This window comes from Ralstonia sp. ASV6, from assembly GCF_016429285.1.
In the GTDB taxonomy this organism is placed as follows: domain Bacteria; phylum Pseudomonadota; class Gammaproteobacteria; order Burkholderiales; family Burkholderiaceae; genus Ralstonia; species Ralstonia flaminis.
In genome coordinates this window covers 1-22,182 of record NZ_JAELUI010000058.1, presented here as the reverse complement: position 1 = coordinate 22,182, position 22,182 = coordinate 1, and the positions used below count along the sequence as shown (strand labels likewise).

Sequence of the window (22,182 nt, the reverse complement as noted above, 5' to 3'; positions counted from 1 at the left end):
AGAACTGAAGCACCACCCATAACAAGATCACACAGCGAGGACCTTTCCCATGTACGCAGCACGCCGCGCCATCGGTGCCTACGCGCAAGTCGGTATCGAGACGTCTGTGGTAGATGCCAATCCGCATCGGTTGATCGCCATGCTGTTTGAAGGTGCACGCGCCGCCATCAACCTGGCCGGCGCCGGCATCCAGCGTGGTGATGTGCCCGCCAAACTGCGTGCATTTGACAAAGTCATCTCGATCATCGGTCAGGGGCTGCAGGCAAGCCTCGACCACCAGCGCGGCGGCGAGATCGCCGTGCAGCTCAATGGCTTGTACGACTACATGCTGCGCCGCCTGCTGCTGGCCAACGGCACCAACGACCTGACGATTCTTGCCGAGGTTGACGGTCTGCTGGCGACCCTGCAGGATGCTTGGCTTGCCATTGGCCAGCCCGGCGCGGCGGCGTCCAGCAACCACCTGAGTGTTGTGAGCTGACGCGGCTGGCCGCGCAGCAAAGCGATTTTTTGATTGAATTCGGCCCAACTGGAGCCAACATGCACCGCAACTTTCCGATCAAGGACAGCGAAAGTCTGTTCGTTTGCTACGAGGCCATTGCACGCCTGACTGCCGAAATGGTCGGCGCAGCTGAAGTAGGTAACTGGGAAGTCGTCAGTACGCTCGAGCGCGAAAGCGCCGCCTATGTGGATGCGCTGCGCCGTTCCGAGCCGCATCCCACGCTGTCGCGCGACGACATCGAGCGCAAACGTACGCTACTCGTGCGCATTCTTGAAGACGATGCCCGCGTGCGCGCGATGGTGTATCCGCGCCTGGATCGCCTGCAGAAGCGCATCGACACGGCGCGCCGCGCCAATACCGCCAGCCACGCCTACGGCAGCATGGCGCGCTACTGACCCGCTACAGACGACAGACTCATTCAACTTGGCGAGGCGCAGGCGCGCCTTGCATCTGCTTCGACAGCGCCAGGTACTGCTCGGATTTGCGGGCAAGCACATTGGCCTGCATCTGATACACGGTCGCGAGTTGTTGAGCCGCCAGGAAACTGCCTCGCCCAACCACGCTGCCATCCATCCCCGCCTGATCGCCAATCTCAAGGCAACGGCAAAACGCCTGCTCGGCCAGCGGTAGCCACTGCGTGCTGGCGTGCTCGGGATGTTTGACCGCCGCATCCACCAACACCAAGCCCAGCGCGAAACACAGATCCGGAAAGTCCGGCCATGCATGGATGCTGGCATCCGCATGGGCCATCGCTTCGTCCAGTCGATCCGATTTACCCAGGCTGTACAGATAGCGCAGCGCGAGGTTGCGGCGGTACGGGGCGTCTTGCGGTGCGAGGGCGAAAGCGCGGGCGTAATAGTTCGTGGCCCTGGCGTAGTCTTCTTGATGCAGTTCGATTTCCTTGCCGAGCTGGAACAGCACGTAAGGATCGTCTGGCCGATGCTTGAGTTCGTCGAGCAGGAGTTGCGTATTACGTTCGCCTTTCTTCTGCATCTTGGCGCTGGTGTAGCCGTCGTGCCGCAGCACGATGGGCAGGCGCTGCGCCGGCAGCGAAGACACCGGTTGTTCGTGGATGCGCCCCGCATAGCGCACGCCACGCGGCAGCAGCCGGGGCAGCCATGCAATCAGCTGGCTGGCGGCGTCGGTCGCGTCGGTATCGTTCTTGATGCAGAGGATGCCCAGCATCGGGTTGGCATTACTGAGGGCGCGCAACTGCTCGCCGCCGCTTTCCAGCCATTCATCCGCATCCAGGACGAGGTTCCAGTCCGCATTGGCGGCTTCCAGTGCGGCGTTGCGCGCCGCTGAAAAATCATTCTGCCAAGTCATCTGGCTGACATGCGCGCCGCACGCCTGCGCAATGGCCATGGTGTCGTCGGTAGAGCCGGTATCCAGCACCACCATGCGGTCGACAAACGGTTTGGCGCTCAGCAGGCAGCGTTCAATGCAGGAGGCTTCGTTGCGCGCGATGACAACCAGCGCGAGGTTGGCGGGAGTGGATGGCACAGTGTGTCGGAAAGATGAAGATTCAGGATGCAGCCTGGCCTGTCGGTCAGGTGAATGCCGCTAGCCGCGGTCATCGGCCGCAGCAAGCGCATCCAGCAGCTTGTGCAGCATTTCGCGCGTGGCGCTGATCTCGCCGGGCTCAAGCGGGATCTTGCATGTGAGCGCTTGCGGCACGTTGGTGGCGGGTGCTTTCAGCGCGCGGCCCGTCTCGGTCAACTCGATGACCACGCGGCGCTGGTCGTCGCGATCGCGTGTGCGCGTGAGCAAACCCTGTTCTTCCAGGCGCTTGAGCAACGGCGTAAGCGTGCCGGTATCCAGGTACAGCGTGCGGCCCAGGTCGCCCACGGCGCACGGTGCCTGCTGCCAGCAGGCGAGCATCACGAGGTATTGCGGATAGGTGAGATCAAGTTCGTCGAGCAGCGGGCGGTACAGACGCGTCAGCAGGTGGCCGGCGGCGTACAGAGGAAAACAGAGCTGCTGATCGAGCGCCAGCACGTCGTTCACGGAAGACTCCCGGGGACGGTCCTGGCACCTGTGCGGTGCGTGCCGCAGCGGCCTGGGCAGGCGGTGTGCGCATGACCGTATTCAATGGGACGTCAATATTGCCACGGACGGCATGTGAATTGGGTACGCGCGGCGTGACGCAGTTGTAAGCGCTTTGGCCGTCGCTCAGATCTGGTGGTCACAGCTGGCGGGCATGACAAGCGGCGGCGAGGTCACGTCAGATCGACATGCTTATGATGCTTTGATAGGCCGAGACAAACTTGTTGCGCACCTGCACGGCGGTCTGCAGGTCGATGTTGGCTTTCTGCAGCGAGAGCATCACGTCGTGGAGGTCGACATCATTGTTGCCCATCTCAAAGCTGCGCGAGATGGACGCGGCCTTTTGCTGCGAGGCATCGACCTTGTCCAGCGACGACTTGAGCACCGCACCGAAATCGACACTCGGTTTGGCCGCGTCAGTGCCGCCGATACTGCTGCCGACGGCGCTCGATGGCGCCAGCACGCTGTTCATCAGCGAGACCACGGAATTGGCGTTGGAGAAATCCATGCTGGTTTGGGATCAGGGGAATTTGGCGAGCGCTTCGAGCTCGGAAACGAAGTGGACCTCGCGGCCGGCCGGCACCGGAATTTCCATCGGAACCGGCGTCACGACAATGGTGTGATGCGGAATGACGGCATCGTCGTCCAGCACCAGGAATTCGGTCTCGGCAAAGCCCTGTGCGTGGTGGAAGACCTGTAGCGGCGCGCGGCGCAGGGTGGCGTATCTGGGCGACTCAGGCTTGAAGGGATCGAGCCTGGTGATGTATTCGAATGCCGCGTTCACGCGGTACAGGTCGTACGGTGCGGGCAGGTCAGCCGCTTCGCCCAGCGCGCGAATGCGATTGGCGATGTAGTAGTTGTCGATCCAGTGACCGCCTTCCTGGGTGCGCAGGCGCAGAGCCACCTTCATGCGTACCAGGACGAACTGGTTGATGGCGTTCAGCCACTCCGGCCGCTCGGCGGCAGGCAGCGTATGCGAGAACTTGCCGAACAGATATTCCAGCCCCCCGCGATACCGATCCCACGCGTGCTTGACCTGCTCGTTACCCGCTTGCGAACGGGTTTCGTCATCAAAGTAGCGCGTGACCGACCGGTAGAACGGCGTCTTGCTGAAGTAGACGGCGCTGGTCCCCAGCATTTCTGCTGCATGCACGAAGGCGTAGAACGCATGCTCGGGGGCGCTGAAATACAGCCGGTTCATCACCTCGCGGCGCGCCAGATAGATCTCTGGGAAGAGGTGGTGCGACAGCACCAGCACCATCAGCTTGGAATAGTCGTTCTGCTCGATCAGGTAGTCATCGTCCTGGCGATAGAACGTCGTGACGTCTTGCCGGGTCGGCAGGTCGTGGAGGATCCAGGGCGCGAAGATGACGCCCACGCCTGGGTTGCGCTCGAAAATGCCGATGTTGTTGTTGATCTCGGCCAGGATGGGCAGATCGTCGTCAGCGTGGTAGAGCACGTACTTGCCCTGCGCGCTGCGGTACAACCGGTTCAGGTTCTCATCGGAGCCCAGGTTGGACGGTCGGCGGAAGTACCGGATGTTCAGCTTGTCCTGATACCGCGCCACGACCTCTTCGGTGCCGTCGGTCGAGCAGTTGTCGCCGATCAGCAGTTCGTAGCTGAACTTCAGTTCGCCAATCTGCCTGACCAGCTCTGCGAGCAAGTTGTCGAGGTAGCGGGCGCGGTTGTAGGTCGGGATGCAGACGCTCAGTGCAACCTGCTGCACAGCCTCATCCGTCTTCTGAGGCGCCTGGGTTGCCCCGGCTTCGGTTTGGATCGCTGCAATCTCACTCATTGGATGAACTCGCGCCAGTTAAGGGTCTGAGGGCACAGGTACGCCTTGCTTGCCGGGCCATGATTGGCAATCAGGTCCAGGCTGCTGACGAAGGGCGTGAACGCGCCATGCAATTGTGTATACGGCTGCAAGGCGTAATTCATGTAGGCCACGGTAATGCCGTGCTGCTCGAATTCGGCATGGGCCAGATAGTTCTTGGCGCCGTGCCCGGTGATGTAGGTGTCACCTCGTAGCTTCTGCACGATGGCGAGTACGCGGTCGCTGTTGCGGCCGGGGATGTCCAGCTCCGACGAATCGACAAACTTGCGGTCGATTTCAATGCCCAGGTAGCGGCAGACCGCGCGCATGGATGCCAGCGCCAGCGCGCCCATGTTGGGGTAGTCCACCGCGTACACCGTACGCACCAGGGCCAGCATGTCGTTTGCGTGGGGGGCGGCCTCGTACGCCTGCTCCAGCATGCGCAGGTGCTGCGCGCGCCAGTCCACGTTGGTGGCGGGTTTGACCTCGTCAATGCGGGCGCCCAGGTGGAATTTTTCCAGCGGCACGGTCATCCAGCGCGTGCCGGTGGTGTCCTTGATCTGCACGCGGTTGGTGAAGCTGCCCTTGGAGAACTGCACGTCGGCGTAATTGACGAGCACGTCCGCCAGCATGATCTGCTCAAGCAGGCCGCGCCAGGGGAACAGCATCGGCTGTGTAATGACGACGTTCATGGCGCCAGCATCCGCTCCATGAGGACAACGTCGTGCCAGCGGTTGTCTTGCAGATAGTGGCCGCTCAGCGTGCCAACATGCCGGAAGTCGAGCTTCTGATACAGCGCGATGGCGCGCGTGTTCTCTGCCAGCACTTCCAGCGTGATCTTGCGCAGGCACAGGGTCTCGCTGGCATAGGCAAATGCGGCTTCGCACGCCGCGCGTCCGTGGCCCCGGCCCTGCGCGGACGACGCCAGGCAGATGCCGAGTGAGGCGTGCCGGTTGACCGCATCAATGTGGTTCAACTGGAGATACCCCAGCACACTGTCATCCGCTTGGGCTGCGATGATGAACAGCACGACCTCACTCTGCTTGGATTTTCCGATCAGCCAGTCGCGCACGCTGGCGGCGGAGTTGGGCCGCGGGCGTGTCATCAACTGCAGCTGCGTCGGCACATCGTTGCGCAGCGGCAGCAGTTGCGGGATATCGCTCTCGCGCCATTCCCGCAGGAGGAGTGAGCCGCGCGCAATCATGGCTGGAAGCGGAAATACCGGAAGCGGTTCGGATAGGCGGCTTCCACGGTGTGCCGCACCTCATCGGCAATGACCGGGTTGACGGCCAGATACACCACCTCAACCTCGTCCGGAATGCTGTCCAGCGCCACGACCGGCTTGCCCGCCAGCGACGACCCCTGCAGGTACGGATTCTGGTCGACAAACGCGCGCAAGGCATGCGGCTGTTGGAGGTTGCTGGCGGTGTAGGCGCCGTAGAAACCGGCGCCGTAGATCACGGCGGGCGCGCCACCGTGCTGCGTTTCGAAATCCGTCAGATGGCTGGAGGCCTGCTGCCAGAAGCGTGCCAGCCGGTTGGCGGCTTCTTGGGTGTCAGCCAGTTCCTGTGCATCCAGCACCGGTGCGACCTTGCTGTCGCCGGGCCGGCGCACGGCGGTGACGACGAACGCGCCGCGGTGGCTTTGCGCATCCGCTTCGAGCAGGTCAAACCCATGCTTGGCCAGCAGGGTCTGCAGCGACGTGTGCGTGAAGTGGTTGACGTGATCCGCCACCAAGAAGTCCACCGAATTGGTGAACGTGTTGGGCACGATGGCGTACAGCCGGCCGCCGTCGCGCAACAGACCGTGGATATTGCGCAGCGCGGTCGGCAGGTCAGGAATGTGTTCGAGCGAGAAGAACGAGCTGACCACGTCAAACGAACGCTGCCATGCCGGCGGGATCGTGTACGTGGCCCATTGATCGGGGCTGAGGAATTTTTCCCAGAAACCGATGTAGCGATCGCTGATGTCGAACAGGTGGACGTTCACGTCCGGGCGTTGCTGCTTCAGCAGGCGCATGGTCGCGCTTTTTGCGCAGCCGAAGTCGACCACACGCGCACCTTCAGGCAGTGCCAGCTTGCGCTGGAAGGTGGCCACCTGATGATCGGCGCGGAAGATCTTCCGGCCGTTCTCGACCGCGTAGATCTGGTCCTCTTCCTCGCTGTTGACGAGGATGTCGTACTCGGTGTCGTAGAAGCTGCCGTTGTCACACAGCTCCACGGTCTGGATGTGGCCGCACGCCGCGCAGCAGAACACCTCCAGCGTGCCTTCCATGGCGCGGCGCAGTGAAGACAGTGCGCTTTGCGGGGCGCGGTAGATCGGTTCTGCCAACGGTTGCTGGCAGACATTGCATGGCAGAGCACCCTGGGTCATGGTCAGGCTTCCACGGAAAGTTCGGGATGGACGGTACGGAAGTCGACACCGTTGGCGTACGACCCCTTCCAGCCGTGCGAGCGCCCGGTCGGCTCGCAGAAATTGAAGTAGCGGAACTGCATCGACCAGCGTGAACGCTGGCTGGTGTTGTGTCCCGATGCGTGCAGCACCAGAAAGTCGACCATCACCAGATCGCCCGGCTTGGTCAACGGTTGCACGTGCGGATAGCGTGCCAGATAGCTCGCTTCGTCCTTGATCAGCAACGCATAGGCGCCTTGCTTGCCGGCGTTGTCCGGATCTGCGCTGAACACTGGCAGCGGCCCTTCCACGTGCGAACCGGGGCAGAACTCGACCGGCCCGATCTCGGGGGTGATCTCCACCAGCGGGCTCCAGAACACCACGCCGTCCAGACTGCGCAACTGGGCCGGATATTCCTGATGCCAGTTGGCACGAAATTTCTCTTCGCGCGGGTTGTCGATGCGGATGCCGGAGCCAGCGTTCGCAATACCCGGCAGGGCGCCGGGCCGTACCTCGGTCACCAGGGCTTCATGACGCGGATCGCCCAGCAGGCGGACAAACGCCGGAATCTGTTTGACCGCGTCATACACCTCGGCACCGTATTTGCGATTGGCCTGGATGACCGCCTGATAACCGTCATCGAAGCGTTCCGGTGCAAACGGCGCGCGCGCGATGTTGAGGCGGTACTTGTCAATGATGAGGCCGATGATGTCGTAGATCGCACGCTGGATCGGCTCGACCTGCGACGGCGCGTAGAAGTCGCGCAGGATCAGCAGGCCGTCACGCTGAAAGGTCTCGACTTGATCGGGTGTCAGGATGCCAGCCATGTCAGCTTCTCCTGGTGTTCCTGCACAAGATCGAGTACCACTTGCGACACCGTATTGATGTCTGCACTCGACATATCGTGATAGGACGGCAGGTTGATGGCACGTTCGGCAATCGCATAGCTGTTGGGTGCCTTGAGGCGTGCGCTGTCCGCCGACGTGCCGAACAACTCGGTCTGGCTCAGCGGGTAGAAGAACACGCGTGCATCGATGCCGCGGCGCGCGAACGCAGCCAGCAACACGTCGCGCGTAATACCCAGTGCCTTGTCAAACACGACGGTCGGCATCCAGTAGCTGTTGAAGGTGTTGGGCGCCTCGGGGTTGAGCGCGAGGCCGGCAACGCTACCGAGATGTTGCTGATACGCGGCGAAGATCTCGCGCTTGCGTGCGACCAATGCGTCGATGCGCTCCAGCTGAGCGCAGCCGATGGCAGCCTGGACATTGGAGATGCGGTACTTGAAGCCGATGAAGTCTGACCAGAACTGCTTGCCGCCCGGCACGCGGCCGTGATTGTTCAGTGTCATGACGCGGTCGTACAGCGCGCGGTCATTCGTGACAAACATACCGCCTTCGCCGGTCGTCATGGTCTTGGTGCCATGGAACGAGAACGTGCCGAAGATGCCCTGTGCACCGGCTGCATGTTCGCCCCAGCGCGAGCCAACGGCTTCCGCAGCGTCTTCGATCACGGGAATGCCGTGGCGCTCGGCCATCTCCAGCAGGCGGTCCATCTCGCACAGGTTGCCGTAGAGGTGCGTGGCAACGATGGCTTTGGTGCGCGGCGTGATGGCGGCTTCCACCTGCGCTGGGTCCACGCACCACGTGTCGGGCAGGATGTCGACGAACACCGGCGTGGCGCCCACGTAGGTGATGGGCGAGGCGGTGGCGATCCAGTTGGTGTCGGCCAGGATCACCTCGTCGCCCGCGCCGATGCCCAGCGCCGCAAGGCCCATGTGCATGGCACCGGTGCAGCTTGACGTGGCAATGGCGTACTGCGTGCCGACAAACTTGGCGAACTGCTTTTCGAAGCGGTTGATGTAGGCGTAGCACTGGTCGCCCCAGCCGTTGCGGGCGGCATCGGTGGCGTATTCGACTTCCAGCTCGGTGATCGACGGCTTGGAATACAGAATCTTCTGGGTCATGGCTGTTCCTGTGGTTCAGGCGTCAGTGGCTGAGGCGGGCCGGCAAGTCGATCCCCCTGAACGCGTTGGTCAGCGGTGGATGGGCACGGTCCCGGTCGGAGCATTCGGTCATGGCGAGCGGCCAGGCAATGCCCAGCCGACCATCGTTCGGGTTGAGGCCGTCTTCGGCAGCTTGTGCGTACGGCGTCGAGGTCAGGTACAGCAGCTCGCAATCGTCTTCGAGCGTCTGGAAGCCATGGGCAAACCCCTTGGGCACCAGCAGGCTGTTGTGCCGCTCGGCGGACAGTTCCACTGCATGCCACTGCAGGAAGGTCGGCGAACCGGCTCGCAGGTCGACGGCCACGTCGAACACGCGGCCACGCACGCAGCTCACCAGTTTGATCTCGGCGTGCGGCGGGTATTGGAAATGCAGCCCGCGCACCGTGCCGCGCTTGGCGGAGTAGGAGTGGTTCATCTGCGCGACCGGGCTGTCGAAGCCGGCGACGGCAAGTTCCTCTGCACAGAAGAAGCGCGTGAAGTAGCCGCGATGGTCGCCGATGATTGTTCGGTCGATTTCAACCAGGCCGGCCAACGGTGTCGGCGCGATGGTGAAGCGGTTCATGCAGCGCTCCTGGATGTGGCAGTCGATGCGACGGCGGTGAAACGGTCGATCTGCTGGTCGCACAGCGTGCGCGCATCCGCTGTCTTGTCATGCAGTTGGCGGTACCAGGCGGCGGTGTGCTCCAGCGCGGTTTCGAACGACCACGCTGTCTGCCAGCCGAGTTGCTGGCGTGCCCGGCTGGCGTCCAGATGCAGCATGCCGGCCTCGTGCTTGCCCGTGGCGGTGTTGGTATCCAACTGCCAGATCAGCGCGGGCCAATGTTGTTGCAGACCTTGCAGTACCTGTTCGACGGTGCGCGTGGCCGCGCTGTCCGGGCCGAAATTCCAGGCGGTGGCGCAAGAGGCATCGCCCGCCAGCAGGCGTTGTGCGAGCACCAGATAGCCGTGCAGGCAATCCAGCACGTGTTGCCACGGCCGCGTGGCGTGTGGCGAGCGGATGACCAATGGCGTACCGGCACGCATCGCGCGCTCGGCATCGGGGATGAGCCGATCTTCCGACCAGTCGCCGCCGCCAATGACATTGCCTGCGCGGCCGGTGGCCAGCAGCGGGCCGTTGGCGAAGAACGCGCGCCGGTAGCTTGCGGCCACCAGTTCGGCGCACGCCTTGGACGCGCTGTAGGGGTCATGGCCGCCCAGGGCGTCGGTCTCGCGGTAGCCCCAGGCCCACTCGCGGTTGTCGTAGCACTTGTCGGTGGTGGCCACCACGATGGCCGACAGGTTCGTGCAGCCGCGTGCGGCCTCCAGTACGTTTACCGTGCCCATCACGTTAGTGGCGTAAGTGGCGACCGGGTCTTTGTATGACGCGCGCACCAGCGGCTGTGCAGCGAGGTGGAAGACGACATCGGGCCGCGCGGCTGTCATGGCTTTGTGCAAACCATCCGCATCGCGGATGTCGCCCAGCGTGTGACCTGCCAGCGTGGATTCCACATCGGCCAGCGTAAAGAGACTCGGAAGCGTTTCCGGCGCCAGGCTGTAGCCGTAGACCTCTGCGCCGAGCTGGCGCAGCCACAAGGCCAGCCAGCTTCCCTTGAAGCCGGTATGCCCGGTCAGAAAGACGCGTTTGCCGGCCCAGGCGACAGGGTTGAGCATCACCATTGCTTCCACGGTGCATTGCCCGATTGCCACAGGGCTTCCAGGCTGTTTTTGTCGCGCAGCGTGTCCATCGGCTGCCAGAAGCCGTGGTGCTCGAACGTGTTCAGTTCGCCCATCTCGGCCAGACGCGCCATTGGCGCGCCTTCCCAGGGGGTGTCTTCACTCGCGATGTATTCGATGACGGATGGGTTGAGCACAAAGAAGCCACCGTTGATCCAGGTGCCGCCGTCGCCGGGTGGCTTTTCGGTAAAGCCGGTCACGCGCGTGCCGTCGCGCTGGAGCAGGCCGTAGCGCCCCGGGGGCTGTACGGCCGTCACCGTGGCCATCTTGCCGTGTTCACGGTGGAAGGCGATCTTGCTGGTGATGTCGATGTCGGACACGCCGTCGCCGTAGGTGAAGCAGAACGGCTCGTTCGGATCGAGGTAAGCGGCCACGCGCTTCAGGCGCCCACCGGTCTGCGATTGCTCGCCGGTGTCGACCAGCGTGATGCGCCAGGGCTCGGCATGGCGCTCGTGCACGGTCACTTCGTTCTTGGACATATCGAACGTCACGTCCGACATGTGCAGGAAATAGTTGGCGAAGTACTCCTTGATGACATAGCCCTTGTAACCCAGGCAGATGATGAAATCGTTGATGCCATGGGCCGCGTAGATCTTCATGATGTGCCACAGGATCGGGCGGCCACCAATCTCGATCATCGGCTTGGGTTTGAGGTGCGACTCTTCGCTGATGCGCGTGCCCAGGCCGCCGGCAAGAATGACTGTTTTCATGGTTCAGTGCTCGCTTATGCGCCTGCTTGTGTGTCCATTCATGCGGCCACCGGCGTGGCTGCGGATGCGGAGTTCTCCTGCATCTGCCGGGCGAGATTGGAAAAATGGTTGGACTTGATGGCCAGGGTGTCGGCCTGGGCGCGGTAGGTCAGCGCCAGGTACTTGGCAGCTGCAAAGCTGCCCCGCCCGAACACGGCAGCGTCCAGCTTGGGCTGTTCGCCAATCTCCAGGCATTTCAAAAAGGCGGACTCCGCCATCGGCAGCCATTGTTTCTCGGCCTGCGCGGCGTCTTGCGCGGCGGCTTCAAACATCAGGTGGCCGAGCATGTAGAAGTAATCGGGTGAGTGCGCCCACTCCTCCATCCACTCGCCAGCCAGGGTGATGGCCGCGTCCAGTTGCTTGGATTTGGACAGGCATGCCAGCAGGCAGATGCACAGGTCATGCCGATAGGGCGCCGTCTTGGGCGCCGTCGTCAGCGCGCGCTGGTAGTGCGCGGCGGCCTGTGCGGGGTCTTTCAGGTTGATCTCGAAGTCTTTGCCGAGCTGGTAAAGGATGTACGGATCATCAGGGTGCTCAGCCAGCTCTTGTTGCAGCAGGGCGTGATTGCGTCCGCGTTTCTGGTCCAGCTTGGCGTTCATGTAGCCGTCGTGGCCGATCACCAGCGGCAGGCGCACGCGCTGCAGGTTGCCGGCGGGCTGCTCGTGAATGCGGCCCTTGTAGCGCACGCCGCGTGGCAGCAGGCGGGCAATCCAGCTGTTGGAGTGCTCGACGTGGCCCGAGATGTCGTACTCGCTGCGGATGCACACCACACCCAGCAGTGGGCCGAAGGTGCAGGCGTCGCGCAACTCTTCCGTGCCGCCCTCGATCCACTCGTCGGCGTCCAGCACGAGGTTCCAGTCGGCGTTGGCGGCGGCCAGGGCGGCGTTGCGGGCGGCCGAGAAGTCGTCGACCCAGGTGAAATGGTGGACCTGCGCACCGCATGCACGGGCAATCGCCACGGTGTCGTCGGTGGAGCCGGTGTCGAGCACGACCATGCGGTCGACATGCGGCTTGGCACTCAGCAGGCAGCGCTCGATGCAGGCAGCCTCATTGCGGGCGATGACCACCAGCGCAATCTCGGACCGGGGTGATCCTGTGCGGCGGTGCTTGGTGTGTTTGGACATGCGGACTCCCAACGGCGGCGGCCTGTTGTTGGGCCAGTCGGTGCGGACAAAAAATAAAACCCGGCGCTTGTGGCGTCAGATCGACATGCTCATGATGCTTTGGTACGCCGAGACGAACTTGTTGCGCACCTGAACGGCGGTCTGCAGGTCGATGTTGGCCTTCTGCAGCGAGAGCATTACGTCGTGCAGATCCACGTCGCTGTTGCCCATTTCGAAACTGCGCGAGATGGATTCGGCCTTTTGTTGCGAGGCGTCGACCTTATCCAGCGACGACTTGAGCACCGCGCCGAAGTCGACACTGACTTTGGCGTCATCGCCATCCGCACCGCTGGAGCTGCCAAGACCGCCGACCTTGCTCGACGGTGCCAGCACGCTGTTCATCAGCGACACCACCGAGTTGGCGTTCGTAATATCCATGTGAAGAAGACTCCTCTTTTTTGCGTCTCTTGCATGTGGCGCGGGTTGTTGGCCCGACGTTGAGCCGGCGGTTGGCCGGCGAATAGCGAACTTCGGGCCGCTATGGCGCCACGGTGATGCAAAGGTAGCCGCCCGCCAGCCGTTCCCAAGCGCTCAAAAGAGCGGGAAAAGGCCCTCTTCTTGCCGAATTGCTTGCGCACCCACTGCCGATAATGGCAACCACGGAGCTTTGCCCGTTTTGTGGGTTTGGTTGCTCCGGCAACGCAGTCAGTCAGGAGATTTGGGATGCCAACGACAGCCGATTCGGTTGCTGTCGCCGACACGCTCGGTACGGTCGATATGCCGGCGGTGGGCCAAGGCGCTATGACGCGCCAGAACGGAGGGGGTGCCGGTGCCTTGGGCGCCCTGGGCCCGCTCGGCCGTTTGTCGCCGCGTCTGCTGATGATGATCGGCGGGGCCGCGCTGGTGGCCGTGATTGCCGCTGCGATGCTGTGGAGCCGCGCCCCTGACTACCGTGTGCTGTTCAGCAATGTCAGCGACAGCGATGGCGGCGCCATCATTGCTGCCTTGCAGCAAATGAACGTGCCGTACCGCTTTGCCAACGGCGGCACCGCCATCATGGTGCCCGAGGCCAATGTGCACGAGACGCGTTTGAAGCTGGCCTCGCAAGGGCTGCCCAAGGGCGGCCTGGCTGGTTTCGAGCTGATGGAGAACCAGAAATTCGGCACCAGCCAGTTTGCCGAACAGGTCAATTACCAGCGCGCCCTGGAAGGCGAGCTGGCCCGCACCATCCAGGCCATGCAAGAGGTGCAGTCCGCTCGCGTGCACTTGGCGCTGTCCAAGCCATCGGTGTTCGTGCGCGAGCAGGCCAAACCCAGCGCCTCGGTGCTGCTGACGCTGTTTCCGGGCCGCATGCTCGACCGCTCGCAGGTGCAGGCCATCGGCCATCTCGTCTCCAGCAGCGTGCCGAATCTGCCGCTGGCCAACGTGACGGTAGTTGATCAGTCCGGTCGCCTGCTGTCGTCGGCATTCCAGGACAACGCCTCGGGCCTGGACCCGACGCAGCTGAACTACGTGCGCGAGATCGAGCAGGGCTACATCAAGCGCATCGAAGCCATCCTCGGCCCCGTGGTGGGCGATGACAACGTACGCGCCCAGGTCACGGCCGACGTCGATCTGGACAACACCGAACAGATGGCCGAGACGTATCGTCCGAACCAGGACCCGGCCAACGCGGCCGTGCGCAGCACCCATACCGCTGAAGCCACGCAGAACAAGGCCGACGCCCAGGGCGGTGTTCCGGGCGCCCTGTCCAACCAGCCGCCGACCGCGCCGCGCATGCTGCCGACCGCACCGGCTCCGTCGGCTTCGCAGCCGGCCGCCACGGGCCCGAATGGCCAGCCGCAACAGCAGGCCGCTGCCGCCAACGCTACCGGCACGACCACCAGCGGCAACTCGTCGAGCACCCGCGACACCACCACCAACTACGAAGTCGACAAGACCGTACGCCGCACCCGCGCTGCAGTGGGTACCGTGCGCCGCCTGTCGGTCGCCGTGGTGGTCAACTACCGCGCCGACGGCAAGACCTGGAAGCCGCTGTCCGATGCCGACATGACCAAACTCAACGCGCTGGTCAAGGACGCTGTGGGCTTTGATGCCAAGCGCGGGGACTCCGTGAACGTGGTCAATAGCCAGTTCTCCGGCACGCTGCCGGTGGCGAAGGACGACCTGCCGCTGTGGAAACAGCCGGAGATGATCCAGTACGCGATTCAAGGGGCCAAGTACCTGGCGTTGGCGATCGGCTTCCTGATCCTGGTGTTTGGGGTGATTCGTCCGGCGATCCGTTCGATGGGCAAGAAGGCCGAGCCTGCCACGCCCACCTTTGTGGGCCGCGAAGGCGAAGACCCGAACGCACCGATCATCACCGGCGCCGCAGCTTCGGCCGGACCGGAGCTGGAAGGACCGTCTGCCGCTGGCGCAGAGGGTGAGATGCCCGACAGCCTGCCGCAGCTCAAGAACAACGATTTCGAGAAGAAGCTGGAGACGATGCGTCGTGTCGCCCAGCAGAACCCGCGCGCCGTCGCGGCCGTCATCAAGCAATGGGTGAGTAACGAATGAGCGCCGAAGGACTCCAACGCAGCGCCATCCTCATGATGTCGCTGGGCGAAAGCGAAGCCGCCGAAGTGCTCAAGCACCTGGGCCCGCGCGAAGTGCAGAAGCTGGGCGCCACGATGGCGGCGCTCAAGAACGTCTCGCGCGAGCGCGTGCTCGACGCGTTTGACGCCTTCTTTGTCGAGGCGGAAGACCTGCCGCTGGATGTGGACTCCAACGAGTACATCCGCACCGTCTTCCGCAAGGCACTGGGCGACGACCGCGCCGCCAATATCATCGACAGGATCCTTTCGGGTGGTGATACCAGCGGCATTGAAGGCCTCAAGTGGATGGATGCATCGTCGGTGGCGGAACTGATCCGCAACGAGCACCCGCAGATCATCGCCACCATCCTCGTGCACCTGGACCGCGACCAGGCTTCGGAAATCCTCACGTATTTCACCGAGCGCCTGCGCAACGACACCATCCTGCGCATCGCCACGCTCGACGGCATTCAGCCCAGCGCCCTGCGCGAGCTGAACGACGTGCTGACCAAGCTGCTGCAGGGTAACGACCACCGCAAGAAGAGCGCGATGGGCGGCGTGCTCACGGCGGCAGAAATCCTCAACCTGGTGCCGAGCGCCGTGGAATCCGCCGTCATCGAGGGCGTGCGCTCGCGCGATCCGGAACTGGCCGACGCCATCGTCGAGAAGATGTTCGTCTTCGACAACCTCATCGACCTGGATGGCCGCGCCCTGCAGACGCTGCTGCGCGAAGTCAGCCAGGAGGTGTTGGTGGTGGCGCTCAAGGGTGCCAAGCAGGAATTCCGCGACAAGGTGTTCGCCAACATGTCGCAGCGTGCCGGCACGATGCTCAAGGAAGAGCTGGAAGTGCTGGGCCCGGTCAAGGTGTCGGAAGTCGAAACGCAGCAGAAGGAAATCCTGATGATTGCGCGCCGTCTGGCCGACGAGGGCGAGATCAGCATTGGGCGCAAGGCAGAGGACGCGTATGTCTGATCACACGCGCCTGCCCAACGTGCTGACGATGGAGCGCTGACATGCCGCGCCCGCCGATCATTCCGCGCGATACGCTGGTTGAGTACCAACCGTGGGAGCCGACTGACTTCGAGCGTCAGGCCGAGCAGGCCGCCGTCGAAGCCGCGCCGCCCCCGCCGCCGGAGGCCGAACCCGAAGAGCCGCCCATGTCCGAAGAGGAATGGCAGGCGATGTTGGATGCCGAACTGGCTACTGCCCGCGACGAAGGCCGGCGCGATGGTTTTGCCCAAGGCTTCCAAGACGGTTTCGAGCAAGGCCGTCGTCAGGGCGAGGAAGATTCCAAGCAGATCGCCACGTTGATGCAATCCGTGCGTGAGGCGGTTGATCAACTGAACGGCAGCGTTGCCGACGAACTGGTCGATCTGGCGCTGCAGCTCGCGCAGCAGTTTCTGCGCGGCGCGTTGCATGCACAGCCCGAGCGTGTGTTGCCGCTCATCCGCGAAGTGCTGGGCGATGCGCCCACCGCACCGGCGCCCGCCATGCTGCGCGTGCATGCTGATGATGCCGAGCTGATTCGCCAGATGTTGGGTGCCGAGCTGGCTGCCGCCGGCTGGACCATCATCGTTGACGCCGCCATCGAGCGCGGCGGCTGCCGCGTGCAAACCCGCTTTGGTGAGACCGATGCCACGTTGCAGACCCGCTGGGCAGAACTGACCCGTGCATTGGGGCGCGATACCGCATGGATTGCCAGCGAGCGCTCGGAAGCAGAACGCGTGGCCGGAGGGGCGCTCCATGTCGCCTGAGACCGTGCAATCGGCCGACCAGGCTGCCGCCAACAACCCCAACGTGCGCGTGTGGCAGGCGCACCTGCGCCAGACCGCGCAGCGCGCGCGCCTGGCCCGCCCAGTGGTGACGTGCGGCAAGCTCACGCGCGTGGCCGGCCTGGTCATGGAGGCCGTGGGTCTGAAGCTGCCCGTGGGCAGCGCCTGCCGTGTGGAACTGCCGAACGGAAGCGGGGCAGCCCGCTACGTGCTGGCTGAGGTGGTAGGTTTTGCCGAAGAGCGCGCTTTCCTGATGCCGCAGACGGATCTGGTGGGTGTGGTGCCCGGTGCGCGCGTGTTCCCGCTGGAACCGCAGCACCTGCCGACCGACGCTGCCGATCCGACCATCGCGCACAGCAAGTTCTTGCCTGTGGGCCCGCGCCTGTTGGGCCGCGTGGTGGACGCCAACGGCGAGCCGCTGGATGGCAAGGGGCCGCTTGGTGCGCAAGAAGACCTCGCCTGGGGCACGTTGGCCCCGGCGCCGCTGAACCCGCTCAAGCGCAAGCCGATCGAGCACGTGCTTGACGTGGGCGTACGCGCCATCAATGGCTTGCTGACCGTGGGCCAAGGCCAGCGCCTGGGGCTGTTTGCCGGCTCCGGCGTCGGTAAGAGCGTGCTGCTGGGCATGATGGCCCGCTACACGCAGGCGGATGTGGTGGTGGTCGGCCTGATCGGCGAGCGCGGCCGCGAAGTGAAGGAATTCGTCGACGAGATTCTTGGAGAGGAAGGTCTTGCCCGCTCGGCCGTGGTGGCCGCGCCGGCCGACAACTCGCCGCTCATGCGCCTGCAGGGCGCTGCCTACGCACACACCATCGCCGAGTACTTCCGGGATCGTGGCTGCAATGTGCTGCTGATTGTCGATTCGCTCACGCGCTATGCGATGGCCCAGCGCGAGATCGCCCTGGCCATCGGCGAGCCGCCGGCCACCAAGGGGTATCCGCCCTCGGCGTTTGCCAAGCTGCCGGCACTGGTGGAGCGTGCCGGCAACGGCATGGTGGATGCCAGCGGCCGTGGCGGCTCGATTACCGCGTTCTATACCGTGCTGGCCGAAGGCGATGACCAGCAGGACCCGATTGCCGACGCCGCGCGCGCCATTCTGGACGGTCACTTTGTGCTCTCGCGCAAGCTGGCCGAGCAGGGGCACTACCCGGCGATCGACATCGAGCAGTCGATCAGCCGTGTGATGTCGGCCATCGTGCCGCGCGAGCAGCTCGATACCGCCCGCCGCTTCAAGCAGCTCTATGCCCGCTACCAGCGCAACCGCGACCTGATTGCGGTGGGTGCCTATGCGCGCGGCAGCGACCCGATGACCGATCAGGCCATCGCCCGCTACCCCGACATGGAGGCGTTCCTGCAGCAGGGCATGTTTGAGAACGAAAGCCGTGAGCACACGCTGGAGAAGATGAACGCGGTGCTCGCTTGACAGTGTGAAGACGTAAGCCAGGCCAAAGCCTCGGGCTAAAGCCAGGCGGCGTGTAACCGATTGGTTGATGTAGTGGAAATCTGGAGGTTCGACCATGACCACCATGAGTAAGCCGTTCCGCCTCGATACGGTGCTGGAACTGGCCCAGAAGGACACCGAGAAAGCCACGCAGGAAGTCGGCCGCCTGATGAACACGCGCGAGGCTGCCACGCAAAAGCTGGCCCTGCTGTCCGACTACCGCAACAACTATCACCAGCAGATGCTGACCACGGCCAACGCCGAGGGTGGCATCGACATCACGCGCCTGCGCAACTACGCCGCGTTCATTGACCGGCTGGGTGCCGCCGTGGACCAGCAGAAGGGCACCATCAACGCGCTGGAGAACCAGCTCGAAGCGAGCCGCGCCAACTGGATCGAGAAGCAGCGCCGCGAGCAATCGTTCGACATCCTGCGCCAGCGCCACATTGAAGAGCAGCGCCAGCACCAGGAGCGGCGCGACCAGCGCGAGAACGACGAACACGCCGCCAAGGTGATCCGCATGCGTGCGGCACAGGGCGGCAACTGAACACGCGTACACGTACGCAGATGGAAGAGGGAGTCAACGTGGGTTTGAGTGCTACCCCCAACACCGCCGCGCAAGACTTGAGCGGCATGCTGTCCGCCAGCAACAATGCTGCCGCCGACAAGTCGCAGAGTGCATCGTCGTCCAACGGCGACACCTTCGGCAACCTGCTGTCAGATCGCATGGCGCAGGATGCAGCGCGTCGTCGTGCCGATGCGCAGTCCGCCGCTGACGATGCGGCCAGCCGCCGCGCAGATATCGCTCGCAAGGACGCAGCAAACGCCAGCGCGCGCAACAACCAAGACATCAAGCCGACCGCCACGGCCCTTCCTCAGACCGTGCCGGCAACGCGCACGCAGGACGCTGCCAGTACCAAGCCGGCGCAACCTGCCGATGCCAAGGATCTGGATGCGGCTGCGGCGCAGGCTGCTGTGGATCCGGCCGCCCAACTGGCCGCGCAGATCGAGGCCGCACGTCAGGCTGCCCAGCAGGCGGCTCAGCAAGTCGCCCAGCAGACCGCCGTCGCATCCGCAACAGCGCTGCCGACCACGCAACCTGCCCCGCAGTCGACTGCCGATACCAATACCACCGCCACACAGGGCGCCAGCAACGCGACCGCAACCGATGCGGCCACGCTGGCTGCGTTGAACGCTGCCGCCAATGGCGCGCAGGGTAGCGCCGACGCCGCTGCAGATGCGGCCGCAACCACGCCGGCCGGTCAGGCTGCGCTGCAAGCGGCCAAGGGTGCCAAGACCGCCGGCGCTGCTGCCAACGGCAACACGCCAACGCCGCCCGCCGCGCCGCTGCCCGATGGCAACACGCTGGCCCAGACGTTGGCACGCACGCGAGCCGTGTCTGACAACACCCCGCCTGCGGTGCGCCAACTTGGCAGTGCCGCGTCAACACAAAATGGCAACGCCGAGCATGGCTTGCCCAAGCGTGCGGAATCGAGCGCGCAAAGCAACGTCTCGCAAACTGCTGCGGCCGCCGTGGCCGATGCCAATAGCCGCGCTGGCAACGGTGGCAGCACCGGCACGCAGGCGGATGCGCAGGGCAGCGGCACGCAGTTCCAGGGCATTCTGGCGCGCGCAGATGGCAATGCCATCGCTGCGGCACCGACCTTTGCCGTTGGCACCGCAGGCGCAGCAGGCAACGTCGCGGGCGCTACGATTACGCCGGCGCAGGTGCACACGCTGCCCACGTTTGGTGACGCGGCCTGGCCGCAAAGCATGGCGAGCCAGCTTGCCTTCATGCAGGTGCACCGCCAGTCATCGGCCGAGCTGCAGCTGAACCCGGCGGAACTCGGCGGGCTGCACGTCAAGCTGGATGTCGACAACGGTGCCGTCAATGCCAGCTTCGTCTGCCAGCACCAGGCTGTGGCCGAACTCGTGCAGGACTCCATGCCGCGTCTGCGTGATGCCATGCAGCAAGGCGGTATGCAGCTTGCGCAAACGACCGTCAGCACGGGTGATTTCAGCCAGCAGCAGGGCGCCTGGCAAGGAGCGTCGGCACAGGGCAACGGCTCGGGCAATGGCGGTGGTGGCAGCCGCTATGGCAGCAACGCGCAAGGTCGTGCGGATACCACCAGCACCGTGGCCGCTGCACCGCAGCGTGCTTCCAGCCACGACGGCGCCATCGACACGTTTGCATGAGCCTAGCGAGGCCAACCCTAAAGTTTTGGTGAGGCCTGCCGTTGTTCCTCAGGAGCGCCATGACAATGGCCAGCCTGAGTGACGAAAGTTAAGGCGACGAAAGTAGAGAGAAGGACGGGAAGTCACAACGCAAATGCGCCGGCAGCAATGGCAGCTTTGCGATGAATAACAAGGGGGTCAAGTCCGAACGGCGAAGACGGGATCAAACGGGGATCACTTCGCCACATCCGCCCTCGGGTGGATGCACACGGACCGATGCGGCGTGTCCGAGCCGGGGGGCTGGCGCACCGCATGTTTGCCGTACTTACGGGAGAGCGCACTGAAAGGTGCGCTTTTGTTTTTGTAGCGACGGAAAAGATGCGAACTCACGCGCGCGCTTCGGCCGTGGTCAGCGTGTCCGGCGAGACGGAGATCACGTGCTCCACGCCATAGCCGCGTTCCACCCACGCATCGATGCCGCCGTGCAGCGGGCGCACGTGCTTGAAGCCACGGCTCATCAGCGTGCGTGCCACCATGATGGCGGAGGCCTCGTTGGGGCAGGCGCAGTAGATGATGACCTCGCGGTCGGGGCCGTCGATCTCGATGGCGTTGTGCCTGCTCGACATGTCGTACAGCACCGCGCCCGGAATGCGCTGAGGCTGCTGTTGCCGTGAGCTGTCGCTGCGCACATCGATGATGACCGGTGCCGAGCCCGATTCGATCAACGTATGCAACTCGTCGGGCGAGATGCGCACCATCTCCAGCATCTTCCGAAAACGCCAGCGTTGCAGCCAGCGCCCTGCCACGTAGAGCGCCGCCAGCACCACGATCAGCGCGAGCGCGCGTCCGCCAAGCTGATCGAGCAAGCGTAGTGCCTGGTCGATGGTGTCATGCGCCATGCGCCCGAGCATCAGCCAGATTGCCGCCCAGAGTGCCGAGCCGGCCAGGTTGTACCCCGCGAACACGCTGAACGGCGTGCGCATCGTGCCCAGTAGCGCGGAAGACACCGTCGACAGCCCCGGCACAAACTTCGAGATCAACAGCAGCGGCGCACCCCAGCGCTCGAACTGCGTACGCGTGCGCCGCACGCACGAGTCAGGCGACAGCGACACACGGCACAGCAGCGCCATCACGTGCCGGCCGTAGCGCTTGCCGGCCACATACCACAGGGCATCGCCCAGCAGCGCGCCGGAGACGGCGGCGGGCAGCAGTTCCATGAAGTGCAGGGGGCCGATCATGGTGAGCGCACCGCCCACCAGCAGCGTCGGCACGGCGGGCAGCGGCGCACCGGCCTGCGTGAGCAGCACGTTGAGGAACACGGCAAACGCACCGTATTCAGCAAGAAGGGGAAACAGGTCGTGCATAGGAAGGGCGCGGAACGTGCGCGGCGTGGCAAATGCGTCTGCCAAATTACCGCATTCCGGCGTCGTCCGATAGGCATACCTGTGTGCCACGCTGGGTGACCTGCGGGTTACATGCCGACTCTGTGAAATTGGCACGACAATGATGCTTTCGCGCTCGCATTTGTCGCCATGTCCTCCACATCGTCCACAGACGTTTCCGCTGTTCAAACCATCAGCGTCCGCCCGGCAGCGCTCTCCGACCTGCCGTTCATCGTCACCATCTATACGCAGCACGTGCTGTTCGGCTCAGCCAGCTTCGAGATCGACCCGCCTGACCTGACCGAGATGACGCGCCGCTTCCAGGCGCTGCAAGACGTTGGCATGCCCTATATCGTGGCCGAGGCCGGTGACAAGCTGCTCGGCTATGCCTATGCCGGCCCGCACCGCGCGCGGCCCGCATATCGCAATACGGTGGAAGACTCGATCTACCTGGATACGGCTGCGCAAGGGCGGGGTGTCGGTACGCTGCTGCTGCAGGCGCTCATTGCCGAATGCCAGGCAC

The 22,182-nt window shown here is 64.0% G+C and carries 24 protein-coding genes; 9 read left to right on the top strand and 15 right to left on the bottom strand.

Going from position 1 to position 22,182, the window contains the following annotated elements; genetic code table 11:
- The first annotated feature begins 49 nt into the window (after positions 1–49).
- Both fliS and JHD73_RS13550 read left to right on the top strand, forming a co-directional pair.
- Complete coding sequence (gene fliS, locus JHD73_RS13555) at positions 50–478, top strand: flagellar export chaperone FliS (RefSeq protein WP_199030796.1); 429 nt, start codon at positions 50–52, stop codon at positions 476–478.
- Between the two features lie 59 nt (positions 479–537).
- Positions 538–894: a flagellar protein FliT gene (locus tag JHD73_RS13550; RefSeq protein ID WP_199030795.1), complete on the top strand. Its 357-nt coding sequence runs from the start codon at positions 538–540 to the stop codon at positions 892–894.
- 19 nt (positions 895–913) lie between these two features.
- Here JHD73_RS13550 and JHD73_RS13545 read toward each other — a convergent pair whose 3' ends face one another.
- The 14 genes from JHD73_RS13545 to fliE (JHD73_RS13480) all read right to left on the bottom strand — a co-directional run bounded on the left by JHD73_RS13545 (position 914) and on the right by fliE (JHD73_RS13480) (position 12,754).
- On the bottom strand, positions 914–2,002 hold the full coding sequence (locus JHD73_RS13545) for a glycosyltransferase family 2 protein (RefSeq protein WP_199030794.1): 1,089 nt from the start codon (positions 2,000–2,002) through the stop codon (positions 914–916).
- Between the two features lie 60 nt (positions 2,003–2,062).
- Positions 2,063–2,506: a MarR family winged helix-turn-helix transcriptional regulator gene (locus tag JHD73_RS13540; protein ID WP_199030793.1), complete on the bottom strand. Its 444-nt coding sequence runs from the start codon at positions 2,504–2,506 to the stop codon at positions 2,063–2,065.
- A gap of 217 nt (positions 2,507–2,723) precedes the next feature.
- On the bottom strand, positions 2,724–3,053 hold the full coding sequence (fliE, locus tag JHD73_RS13535; protein ID WP_199030792.1) for a flagellar hook-basal body complex protein FliE: 330 nt from the start codon (positions 3,051–3,053) through the stop codon (positions 2,724–2,726).
- Positions 3,054–3,065: 12 nt separating this feature from the next.
- Positions 3,066–4,340, bottom strand: a complete 1,275-nt coding sequence (locus JHD73_RS13530; RefSeq protein ID WP_199030791.1) for a glycosyltransferase family A protein — start codon at positions 4,338–4,340, stop codon at positions 3,066–3,068.
- Positions 4,337–5,050: a WbqC family protein gene (locus JHD73_RS13525; protein WP_199030790.1), complete on the bottom strand. Its 714-nt coding sequence runs from the start codon at positions 5,048–5,050 to the stop codon at positions 4,337–4,339. Before JHD73_RS13525 ends, JHD73_RS13530 begins: the two co-directional genes overlap by 4 nt.
- Complete coding sequence (locus tag JHD73_RS13520; protein ID WP_199030789.1) at positions 5,047–5,562, bottom strand: GNAT family N-acetyltransferase; 516 nt, start codon at positions 5,560–5,562, stop codon at positions 5,047–5,049. Before JHD73_RS13520 ends, JHD73_RS13525 begins: the two co-directional genes overlap by 4 nt.
- Positions 5,559–6,731: a class I SAM-dependent methyltransferase gene (locus JHD73_RS13515; RefSeq protein ID WP_199030788.1), complete on the bottom strand. Its 1,173-nt coding sequence runs from the start codon at positions 6,729–6,731 to the stop codon at positions 5,559–5,561. The genes JHD73_RS13520 and JHD73_RS13515 overlap by 4 nt, the downstream gene beginning before the upstream one ends.
- Positions 6,732–6,733: 2 nt before the next feature.
- Complete coding sequence (locus JHD73_RS13510; RefSeq protein WP_199030787.1) at positions 6,734–7,576, bottom strand: phytanoyl-CoA dioxygenase family protein; 843 nt, start codon at positions 7,574–7,576, stop codon at positions 6,734–6,736.
- Positions 7,561–8,712 carry a DegT/DnrJ/EryC1/StrS aminotransferase family protein gene (locus JHD73_RS13505; protein WP_199030786.1) on the bottom strand — a complete coding sequence of 384 codons (1,152 nt, stop codon included), beginning with the start codon at positions 8,710–8,712 and terminating at the stop codon, positions 7,561–7,563. Before JHD73_RS13505 ends, JHD73_RS13510 begins: the two co-directional genes overlap by 16 nt.
- Before the next feature lie 22 nt (positions 8,713–8,734).
- On the bottom strand, positions 8,735–9,313 hold the full coding sequence (gene rfbC, locus JHD73_RS13500) for a dTDP-4-dehydrorhamnose 3,5-epimerase (RefSeq protein WP_199030785.1): 579 nt from the start codon (positions 9,311–9,313) through the stop codon (positions 8,735–8,737).
- On the bottom strand, positions 9,310–10,401 hold the full coding sequence (rfbG, locus tag JHD73_RS13495) for a CDP-glucose 4,6-dehydratase (RefSeq protein ID WP_199030784.1): 1,092 nt from the start codon (positions 10,399–10,401) through the stop codon (positions 9,310–9,312). Before rfbG ends, rfbC begins: the two co-directional genes overlap by 4 nt.
- Positions 10,401–11,174, bottom strand: coding sequence for a glucose-1-phosphate cytidylyltransferase (gene rfbF / locus JHD73_RS13490; RefSeq protein WP_199030783.1), 774 nt, complete (start codon positions 11,172–11,174; stop codon positions 10,401–10,403). Before rfbF ends, rfbG begins: the two co-directional genes overlap by 1 nt.
- A 38-nt stretch (positions 11,175–11,212) precedes the next feature.
- The gene (locus tag JHD73_RS13485; RefSeq protein WP_199030782.1) at positions 11,213–12,337 is read right to left on the bottom strand and encodes a glycosyltransferase family 2 protein; all 1,125 of its coding nucleotides are present in this window, start codon (positions 12,335–12,337) and stop codon (positions 11,213–11,215) included.
- A gap of 75 nt (positions 12,338–12,412) precedes the next feature.
- Positions 12,413–12,754 carry a flagellar hook-basal body complex protein FliE gene (fliE, locus tag JHD73_RS13480; RefSeq protein WP_199030781.1) on the bottom strand — a complete coding sequence of 114 codons (342 nt, stop codon included), beginning with the start codon at positions 12,752–12,754 and terminating at the stop codon, positions 12,413–12,415.
- Between the two features lie 285 nt (positions 12,755–13,039).
- Between fliE (JHD73_RS13480) and fliF the strand changes: the two genes are divergently transcribed.
- From fliF to JHD73_RS13450, 6 genes are all read left to right on the top strand, one after another.
- Complete coding sequence (gene fliF, locus JHD73_RS13475) at positions 13,040–14,872, top strand: flagellar basal-body MS-ring/collar protein FliF (protein ID WP_199030780.1); 1,833 nt, start codon at positions 13,040–13,042, stop codon at positions 14,870–14,872.
- Positions 14,869–15,861, top strand: a complete 993-nt coding sequence (gene fliG, locus JHD73_RS13470) for a flagellar motor switch protein FliG (protein WP_199030779.1) — start codon at positions 14,869–14,871, stop codon at positions 15,859–15,861. Before fliF ends, fliG begins: the two co-directional genes overlap by 4 nt.
- A gap of 41 nt (positions 15,862–15,902) precedes the next feature.
- Positions 15,903–16,643: a flagellar assembly protein FliH gene (gene fliH, locus JHD73_RS13465; protein ID WP_199030778.1), complete on the top strand. Its 741-nt coding sequence runs from the start codon at positions 15,903–15,905 to the stop codon at positions 16,641–16,643.
- Positions 16,633–18,084 (top strand): flagellar protein export ATPase FliI, encoded by a 1,452-nt coding sequence (gene fliI / locus JHD73_RS13460; protein ID WP_199030777.1) that lies wholly within the window; start codon positions 16,633–16,635, stop codon positions 18,082–18,084. Before fliH ends, fliI begins: the two co-directional genes overlap by 11 nt.
- A gap of 94 nt (positions 18,085–18,178) precedes the next feature.
- Positions 18,179–18,649 (top strand): flagellar export protein FliJ, encoded by a 471-nt coding sequence (fliJ, locus tag JHD73_RS13455; RefSeq protein ID WP_199030776.1) that lies wholly within the window; start codon positions 18,179–18,181, stop codon positions 18,647–18,649.
- A gap of 38 nt (positions 18,650–18,687) precedes the next feature.
- Positions 18,688–20,298, top strand: a complete 1,611-nt coding sequence (locus tag JHD73_RS13450; protein ID WP_199030807.1) for a flagellar hook-length control protein FliK — start codon at positions 18,688–18,690, stop codon at positions 20,296–20,298.
- Between the two features lie 365 nt (positions 20,299–20,663).
- Here JHD73_RS13450 and JHD73_RS13445 read toward each other — a convergent pair whose 3' ends face one another.
- Complete coding sequence (locus JHD73_RS13445) at positions 20,664–21,641, bottom strand: DedA family protein/thiosulfate sulfurtransferase GlpE (RefSeq protein ID WP_199030806.1); 978 nt, start codon at positions 21,639–21,641, stop codon at positions 20,664–20,666.
- 168 nt (positions 21,642–21,809) lie between these two features.
- Between JHD73_RS13445 and JHD73_RS13440 the strand changes: the two genes are divergently transcribed.
- On the top strand, positions 21,810–22,182 hold a 373-nt coding region (locus JHD73_RS13440), incomplete at its 3' end, for a GNAT family N-acetyltransferase (RefSeq protein ID WP_199030775.1).

Excerpts from the sequence above, each read along its gene's own strand:
- fliS (WP_199030796.1), top strand. The coding sequence starts at position 50 with ATGTACGCAGCACGCCGCGCCATCGGTGCCTACGCGCAAGTCGGTATC.
- JHD73_RS13550 (WP_199030795.1), top strand. The coding sequence starts at position 538 with ATGCACCGCAACTTTCCGATCAAGGACAGCGAAAGTCTGTTCGTTTGC.
- fliE (WP_199030792.1), bottom strand. The coding sequence starts at position 3,053 with ATGGATTTCTCCAACGCCAATTCCGTGGTCTCGCTGATGAACAGCGTG.
- JHD73_RS13530 (WP_199030791.1), bottom strand. The coding sequence starts at position 4,340 with ATGAGTGAGATTGCAGCGATCCAAACCGAAGCCGGGGCAACCCAGGCG.
- JHD73_RS13525 (WP_199030790.1), bottom strand. The coding sequence starts at position 5,050 with ATGAACGTCGTCATTACACAGCCGATGCTGTTCCCCTGGCGCGGCCTG.
- JHD73_RS13520 (WP_199030789.1), bottom strand. The coding sequence starts at position 5,562 with ATGATTGCGCGCGGCTCACTCCTCCTGCGGGAATGGCGCGAGAGCGAT.
- JHD73_RS13515 (WP_199030788.1), bottom strand. The coding sequence starts at position 6,731 with ATGACCCAGGGTGCTCTGCCATGCAATGTCTGCCAGCAACCGTTGGCA.
- JHD73_RS13510 (WP_199030787.1), bottom strand. The coding sequence starts at position 7,576 with ATGGCTGGCATCCTGACACCCGATCAAGTCGAGACCTTTCAGCGTGAC.
- JHD73_RS13505 (WP_199030786.1), bottom strand. The coding sequence starts at position 8,712 with ATGACCCAGAAGATTCTGTATTCCAAGCCGTCGATCACCGAGCTGGAA.
- rfbC (WP_199030785.1), bottom strand. The coding sequence starts at position 9,313 with ATGAACCGCTTCACCATCGCGCCGACACCGTTGGCCGGCCTGGTTGAA.
- rfbG (WP_199030784.1), bottom strand. The coding sequence starts at position 10,401 with ATGCTCAACCCTGTCGCCTGGGCCGGCAAACGCGTCTTTCTGACCGGG.
- rfbF (WP_199030783.1), bottom strand. The coding sequence starts at position 11,174 with ATGAAAACAGTCATTCTTGCCGGCGGCCTGGGCACGCGCATCAGCGAA.
- JHD73_RS13485 (WP_199030782.1), bottom strand. The coding sequence starts at position 12,337 with ATGTCCAAACACACCAAGCACCGCCGCACAGGATCACCCCGGTCCGAG.
- fliE (WP_199030781.1), bottom strand. The coding sequence starts at position 12,754 with ATGGATATTACGAACGCCAACTCGGTGGTGTCGCTGATGAACAGCGTG.
- fliF (WP_199030780.1), top strand. The coding sequence starts at position 13,040 with ATGCCAACGACAGCCGATTCGGTTGCTGTCGCCGACACGCTCGGTACG.
- fliG (WP_199030779.1), top strand. The coding sequence starts at position 14,869 with ATGAGCGCCGAAGGACTCCAACGCAGCGCCATCCTCATGATGTCGCTG.
- fliH (WP_199030778.1), top strand. The coding sequence starts at position 15,903 with ATGCCGCGCCCGCCGATCATTCCGCGCGATACGCTGGTTGAGTACCAA.
- fliI (WP_199030777.1), top strand. The coding sequence starts at position 16,633 with ATGTCGCCTGAGACCGTGCAATCGGCCGACCAGGCTGCCGCCAACAAC.
- fliJ (WP_199030776.1), top strand. The coding sequence starts at position 18,179 with ATGACCACCATGAGTAAGCCGTTCCGCCTCGATACGGTGCTGGAACTG.
- JHD73_RS13445 (WP_199030806.1), bottom strand. The coding sequence starts at position 21,641 with ATGCACGACCTGTTTCCCCTTCTTGCTGAATACGGTGCGTTTGCCGTG.